The organism is Thermovirga sp. (assembly GCF_017656375.1).
Classification (GTDB): domain Bacteria; phylum Synergistota; class Synergistia; order Synergistales; family Thermovirgaceae; genus Thermovirga.
In genome coordinates this window covers 1-7133 of record NZ_JACDOB010000047.1, presented here as the reverse complement: position 1 = coordinate 7133, position 7133 = coordinate 1, and the positions used below count along the sequence as shown (strand labels likewise).

6 protein-coding genes are annotated in these 7133 nt (G+C 46.5%); 1 reads left to right on the top strand and 5 read right to left on the bottom strand.

Going from position 1 to position 7133, the window contains the following annotated elements; genetic code table 11:
• Window positions 1-3: 3 nt before the first annotated feature.
• Window positions 4-1209, bottom strand: coding sequence for an ornithine--oxo-acid transaminase (gene rocD, locus H0Z23_RS08340; protein WP_296868985.1), 1206 nt, complete (start codon window positions 1207-1209; stop codon window positions 4-6).
• Window positions 1210-1573: 364 nt separating this feature from the next.
• Between rocD and H0Z23_RS08335 the strand changes: the two genes are divergently transcribed.
• Window positions 1574-2629 (top strand): AbrB family transcriptional regulator, encoded by a 1056-nt coding sequence (locus H0Z23_RS08335; protein ID WP_296868984.1) that lies wholly within the window; start codon window positions 1574-1576, stop codon window positions 2627-2629.
• 10 nt (window positions 2630-2639) lie between these two features.
• Here H0Z23_RS08335 and H0Z23_RS08330 read toward each other — a convergent pair whose 3' ends face one another.
• The 4 genes from H0Z23_RS08330 to H0Z23_RS08315 all read right to left on the bottom strand — a co-directional run.
• Window positions 2640-3761: a tungsten cofactor oxidoreductase radical SAM maturase gene (locus tag H0Z23_RS08330; RefSeq protein WP_296868983.1), complete on the bottom strand. Its 1122-nt coding sequence runs from the start codon at window positions 3759-3761 to the stop codon at window positions 2640-2642.
• Window positions 3762-3763: 2 nt separating this feature from the next.
• Window positions 3764-4018 (bottom strand): MoaD family protein, encoded by a 255-nt coding sequence (locus tag H0Z23_RS08325; RefSeq protein WP_296868982.1) that lies wholly within the window; start codon window positions 4016-4018, stop codon window positions 3764-3766.
• 14 nt (window positions 4019-4032) lie between these two features.
• Complete coding sequence (locus tag H0Z23_RS08320; RefSeq protein WP_296868981.1) at window positions 4033-5838, bottom strand: aldehyde ferredoxin oxidoreductase family protein; 1806 nt, start codon at window positions 5836-5838, stop codon at window positions 4033-4035.
• 401 nt (window positions 5839-6239) lie between these two features.
• Window positions 6240-7133 (bottom strand): MBL fold metallo-hydrolase (locus H0Z23_RS08315; RefSeq protein ID WP_296868980.1); only part of this gene is annotated, 894 nt, incomplete at its 5' end.

Below are 7133 nucleotides of genomic sequence, written 5' to 3'. Positions count from 1 at the left end.
ACCTTAGGCAAAAACCTCTCTGATTATCTCCAGGGCCTGGTCGATCTCCTCCTTGGTGATGACCAAGGGTGGAGCAAACCTGATTATCCAGTCGTGAGTCTCTTTGCACAAGATGCCCTTCTCCTTCAGTGCCGTGGTGTACTTTCTGGCCTTGCCAGCGGACTCATGGAGAACCACACCGATCAAAAGCCCCTTACCCCTGACCTGCTTAATCTTGGGAGAGTTTATGGCCTTTAGGCCAGCCATGAAGTATTCGCCCATCTCCTTTGCCCTTTCGGCCATGTTCTCCTCAAGAAGAACATCTATGGCGGTCATGGCAACTGCGCAGGCAAGAGGATTGCCGCCGAAGGTGGAACCGTGGCTACCCGGCTCAAATACGCCAAGCACATCTTCGTTGGCCGCTACGGCAGATACGGGCATTACACCGCCACCCAAAGCTTTGCCCATGATTATGATATCGGGGTCTACATCCTCATGCTGGAAGGCAAAAAGCTTCCCGGTACGACAGAAACCAGTCTGGATTTCATCAACTGCAAGGAGGACGTTGTTCTCCTTTGCAAGTTTCTCAAGCCCCTTGAGGAATCCATCGCTGGGAACTACCACGCCAGCCTCGCCCTGGATGGGCTCCACTAAGATACCAACGGTGTTCTTGTTAATTGCCTTTTCCACTGCTTCAAGGTCGTCATAAGGAACGACGACGAAACCAGGAGTGTAAGGGCCGTAATCATCTTTCGCAACAGGGTCTACGGAGAATGAAATGATCGTCGTTGTGCGGCCGTGGAAGTTCTGCTCGAAGACGATTATCTCTGCCTTGTCCTTCTCGACACCCTTGACCCTGTATCCCCATTTGCGCATGGTCTTTATGGCAGTCTCGACGGCCTCTGCACCGGTGTTCATAGGAAGGATCATATCCTTGCCAGTGAGCTCCGCAAGCTTCTTGGCAAACAACGGCCAGCGATCGTTGAAGAAGGCCCTAGACGTGAGGGTCAAAATATCTGCCTGCTCCTTCAATGCCTTGATAATCCTTGGATGCCTGTGCCCCTGGTTCACGGCTGAATATGCGGAAAGCATATCCATGTAGCGCCTTCCCTCAGGATCCTCAACCCAGATACCCTCTGCCTTGGATATGACCACTTCCAAGGGGTGATAGTTGTGAGCACCATACTTATGCTCCATTTCCATTAGTTCCTGCGACGTGTACTTTGCCATATTACTCCCACCTCTTCTTTAAAGATAAACTCTTTTCTAGTTTTGGTTCACATAATTACACCACATAAACTATGTTTTACAATATACACTTTTTGTTCACAACAAGTATATTACTTATTTTATTGGTGTTTGTCAAAGGGTTTTACCTATTGGAAATTTTCTGAAGGATCTTTGTTTTTAGATTTTAAACTAAATTTTTTACGTTATATAGTTTATTATTAGATGTATCGTGGCAAAATTTTTACTATACTTCTGCCACCGCACTAAAACATCTATTTGAAAGAAGCGCCTGATATCATTCAATGGTAGAATTGACATAATACAAGTACACACATGAAAGCCTAATCTGGGGGCGTGGTCAGTTTTGGTCGGACTTTTTGTCCTCTTCATAATAGGTATTGTTGGGTGGAAAATTTTTACAAGGTTGCGCTTCCCCGCTCCTGATCTGTTAGGCGCGTTGTTTTTAGCCTCTGCTTTGGGTATAGCAGGAATAAATTTTTCTTTTCCCAGCCAAGAGGTCACATTTGTCAGCAAACTTGTTATAGGAAGCTACATCGGCATGATGATGGACCGAAAGACCATCAGCATGCTTAAGGAAGCTGCCCTCCCTGCCCTGGTGGTAGCTGTTTGGATGCTTTCTGCTTCCTTAGGCACGGGTTTTTTGCTCTATTCCATGACTGATTTGCCTCTTTCCACCGCCCTTTTGGGCTCCACCGCAGGTGGAGTTTCAGAGATGGCCCTTCTTGGGCTTTCCCTAAACGCAGATACCATAACCATCACACTGCTCCAACTTTTTAGGGTCATATTATTTTTGGTCCTCATGCCCTTTTTGGCTCAATGGATGAGCAAAAAGAACAATGCCACAATAGCTAACCCAAAAGCGCCCAACCCCTCTAACCCAAATGGTAAAGTTCTTTTGGAAAAACCCAGTTTAAAAGCTTTCCTTATCCTGTCTTTAACAGCTATATCTGGTGGTTTCATTGGCAGAGCCTTGGGTTTGCCTGCTGGTGACCTGTTAGGAACCATGCTATTTGTAGCTGTCTTGAGTATAATGCATCCTTGCCTGCCTCAAGTCCACCCCTTAGCTCGCTCGCTGGCCCGCATAGGGGTAGGCCTTGCTATAGCCCAGCAGGTTACAAGACAGACGATCCAACTTTTATCAAGCATTTTTGTGCCTATATTAATTCTAGCCGTCGCAATGATATTTTCAGGCCTTGCTCTAAGCTGGATACTCCACAAGATAACTGGTTGGGATTACAGCACATGCCTTTTGGCCTCCTCTCCAGGAGGGCTTACTCAGATGAGCATAATTGCAGACGAAGTTGGCGCTAACCCTCTCTTGGTCAGCGCCCTTCACACCACCCGGCTCATAAGTATATTGACAGTTCTACCTCTTCTATTTCGATTTCTGATAGCCTGATGGAAAAACATCACAAATAACGAGAGAATAGCTTTTTAGGTACTGGGCACAAAATGAGGTTCCTTGCCCAAAGGCAGTCAGCGCAGCTTGGGCTATTGCCCCAACAGTCCTGCTCGGTGGAAAGGACAAAATCACAGGCATCCCTCAAAGAACAATCGGTGCACGAGGGATACACATAATTTTTCATGATGAATCTGAAAAGGGTGTACTTCCTGCTCGTCCAAATATCATAAAGAGATTGGTCCTTCACGTTGCCAAAGGAATAAGCCTCCACTCTTTTCTTTCTGCCGAAAATATATTCATCGTAAGAATGGAGCAGCCTATAACACGGAGACACATTGCCATCATGTCTTATAACCGCCGAACTGCTCTCATCAAAATCACATCGACGCTCCGTCTTGAACTTGAAGGCGGGAAGCTTTATGGCAACGCCTCTACCCGAAAGGGCATGTATCCTGTTTTCGATTTGAGTCATGTCAATGCTTTCATCATACAGTATGGAATTTACTTGCTTTTCATCTACCGGCAAAAGGTTCGAGATGACAACTGACTGGACACCAAGCCTTGTAAACAACCTTACCATTTCTGGAAGCACCTTGTAGTTCTCCTTGGTAACTACAACCTCAACACCTACGGAGGGGACGTCCTTCTGTTTTAACCTTTTAACTTCTATAAGCTTTTTTATTCTCTCTAAAACCCCTTCCGAAGAAGCATGCCCCAAACTTGAAGGGTTTCCAGGCAGGGTATCCATTGAGAAATAAATAACATCAAGGCCTATATCGACAAGGTAACCTATCCTCTCATCTGTCAACAAAGTCCCATTTGTGGAAAGGCCAAGGGCATACCCCCTGGCCTTCACGTCCTTTGCTATGGCATCGAAGTTAGGGTGAAAAGTAGATTCCCCTATGCCCCCAAGGTAAATTAGCTCCAGATTTGGGAAAAAGCTGCAGTCATCCATGATCTTTTGATACAGCTCAAAGGGCATATCCCCCTCTGGATCCCTGAAGGACTTTTTAAAGCACATAGGGCAATTCAAGTTACATCTTCCTGTTATTTCCAGAAAAAGGTATTTCAAGTCTGCCTTAGGTTCTATGATTACTTTGGCGTTCCAAAAGTTGAAGCTATAAGCCACCTTTAGCCGCCTCCTATTGGGGGAAACAGGGAAATAACGTCGTCCTTCCCTACAGGGGTATCCAGGCCCTGCAGGTGAGTTATGTCTCTCCCGTTGACTAAGAAGATCATTCCGTGCTCCAGTTCCTTCTCAAAAGAGGGCCCGTAGAGGCCCTTGAGTTTGTCAAGGACCTCTCGGGCAGTTTTTGCATCTTCTATCACTACTTCGCGTTTATTTGCGATCTCCACCAACGTGGCAAATAGTTTGACCCTAGGCATATTCTCCCCCGCAACTACAGGCCTAACTGTTGCTTCTTATCTTCCGGCACGGTTCCGTCAGGGTTCCATCCCCTCAATTTGTAGTAGACAGGCAACATTTCCTTGACCTTGGATGTTTGCCCTTTGTGAGGCCCTTCGGGCATTGGATCGTTTATCAACCTTGAAGGTAGAATATCATCTTCTGCTTTAAGGCCTGCTTCGAGGTTGAAAATCCTTTCAGCATTCCATATACGTTCGCCTATTTTTATGTACTCCTCGGTAGGCAGGTCCCATCCAAAGAAAGCATTCAGAAGATCCCTGTAATCGTCCCCCCATAAGCCAAAGGAAGAGAATATGCAAAGTCCAGCTGCATCCACCAGAGCCGTTGCTTCCTGGATCAACTTGGTCATGGCCACCTTTTCCTCACCTATATCCAGAGGATCCATCTTCTTGGGATATCCAAGGATCTCAGGACTTATCATGTATCCTTTTACGTGGTCTCCTCCTCTATTGCAGGTAGCGTAATGGAGCCCCAAACCTTGTGCAACCCTTGGGTCATACGCAGGAAGCTCCAGTTTCTTTACGCTCATGGAAAACTCAGGCCTTCCGTAAGATTCGGCCAGCCTGTAACTTCCTTCGGCAAGCTTATCACCAAAACCTTCTCTCTTCGCTATCTTGTCTATGTAATAGTGAAGAACCTCAGTATTTCCAAACCTAAACGGCGGGCCAGGCTCAAATTCTTCATCCTTTATCAGGCCGTTCTCGTAAAGCTCCATGGCAGCAGCAAGGGTTGAGCCAGTAGATATAGTATCTAGTCCGTACTCATCGCACAGGTGATTTGCAGTTACTATGGATGCAAGATCATTGATGCCCATGTTGGAGCCAAAGGTCCAAATGCTCTCGTATTCAGGCCCTTCCGACTCTTTTTCCATAACTGGCAATTTAGAGACTCGACCACACCCGATGGGGCAAGCAAAGCAAGGTTGATTCTTTACCAGATATTTGGCCTCCAAAGCCTCTCCGCTCTGCTCCGGCGCCTTGTCGTAAACGCCTGTCTGGAAGTTCTTGTGGGGATACAAACCATTTTCGTTAATTATGTTAACCAATACTGCGGTGCCGTACTTGGGCAACCCTCCTCCCGCAACAGGGTCATTGCGAAGGATGTTAACTTTATCTCTTACAACCTGCATGAACTTTTCCCTGTCCGCAGGCTGCGGTGCTCCCTTGGAGCCGATGACCGCTATGGCTTTGAGGTTTTTGCTGCCCATAACGGCACCAACACCTCCGCGCCCTGCGGCCCTGTGGCCGTCGTTCATGATTGCAGCAATCTTTACAAGGTTTTCACCAGCCGGCCCTATAGAAGCAATTTTTGCTTTGTCGTTTCCAATCTCTTGCCTCAGGGTTGCCTCGGTTTCACTTACAACTTTACCCCACAGGTGAGAAGCATCCTTTATCTCTACTTTGTCGTCCTGAACCAGAAGATAAACTGGCTTTTCAGCTTTACCTTCAATGTAAATGACATCCCACCCTGCATGCTTGAGGGCCGCCCCAAAATGGCCGCCAGAGTTGGCGAAGGCTATAAACCCTGTTGTTGGGCTCTTCGTAACTACATTGTAACGACCTCCTGTCGGAGCACTTGTGCCGCTCAAGGGCCCCGCCGCGAAGATCAAAGGATTCTCAGGTCCAAGAGGATCGGCTTTAGAAGCCTTTGCCCTTAGCATAAGATAGGCCGCTACACCTCTACCCCCTATCCAATTCCTTACGATGTCCTCTCCCAACACTTCGACTTCCGTCTTACTGCTCGCAAGATCAACTTTCAGCACCTTAATCTCAAAAGCCATACCTTTTATTCCCCCTTCCTCCTGCAATCCCCTCTAGTTTTCACACACATAAAACAACACGGCTCCCTTTTCCCCTCTAATCATTTCTAAGTCATTTTTTAAACCAGTTTCTCACATAACTCCTCTTTAGCACCTCCTTACTGACGCTTTAACAAGATAATTATAAACCCAGACCGCTTTCACGTGCTATACAAAAATCAAAATTGATATTATTCTAAAATATTTTAAAACTGCTGCAAAATTACTGCTAAAAGAGAGCTAAGCTTGGCCGGTTGGGAACCCAGAAAAATAAAAATGTGCTGCCTCATGCCGCAGGCAGCACAGAAACACATCTATTTAAATTAGCTATTAATGAAACATTAGAGGTAGTCCGATCGCTCGTTGTGCCTTAATCATTCGCCCTAAAGCTCAACCGATATTCCCGCACCAAGCTGGACGAATTTATCTCCTAAAACTCGCGCCATTTCTGCCTGAGCTGAAAGTCCAGTACAATGGCCAGCTACAACTTTCTTGACGCCAAGCTCTAATAAAGCCTGCGCTGTCTTCTCTATGCGCTGGGCAGAAGCTCTAATTAAGTGGAATCCACCTATTACGAGATCCACTCTGTCATGACCCGAAATCTCCTTTGCCCAATCTATTATGTTTATGATTCCCGCATGGGAGCATCCTGTGAGCACGGAAATCCCTTTATCCTTCACTTTTACCACTATAGATATATCATCGACTATCTCATCAGGAGCAACTTTGCCATCTTTTACGTTCCACGTCCCAATTCCTGGTTTTTCAAAATCCCTTCTTCTGGGAACCTCTCCGGTTACCATAACGCCAGGCATGATCTCCAACGGTTCCCACACCAGGCACATCCTTCCACCTGCTTCTTCTACAGCTTCGCGCGAATTGTCCTGGGACACTCCTATATTTTGAATGATAGGCCTAAATGCATAGTTCTCCCTGAAAATATCAGGGTGGGCTACGATGGGGAAATCCCTCTTGCCGGCAGCTTTCAAAAACTCCACAAGACCACCAGTATGATCGTAATGACAATGAGAGAGCACGATCGCGTCAATGGACGACGGCGAAATGCCCATAAGCTCCATGTTATGTAAAATGGGATAAGCGCTTTGGCCCACATCCAATAGAATCCTGTATTGCTTTCCTTCATAGACAGCCTCTAGGAGGATAGAAATGCCGTGTTGAGCAAGGAAACGAGACTCATAACCCGCATAATCATCCAAAAGTACAGTTACTTTCGCCGAATCCAATTCACCTATCTTTGCCATTTCACATCGCCTCTT

Bases quoted from the DNA above. Each gene is read 5' to 3' on its own strand.
- rocD (WP_296868985.1), bottom strand. From the start codon at position 1,209: ATGGCAAAGTACACGTCGCAGGAACTAATGGAAATGGAGCATAAGTAT.
- H0Z23_RS08320 (WP_296868981.1), bottom strand. From the start codon at position 5,838: ATGGCTTTTGAGATTAAGGTGCTGAAAGTTGATCTTGCGAGCAGTAAG.
- H0Z23_RS08325 (WP_296868982.1), bottom strand. From the start codon at position 4,018: ATGCCTAGGGTCAAACTATTTGCCACGTTGGTGGAGATCGCAAATAAA.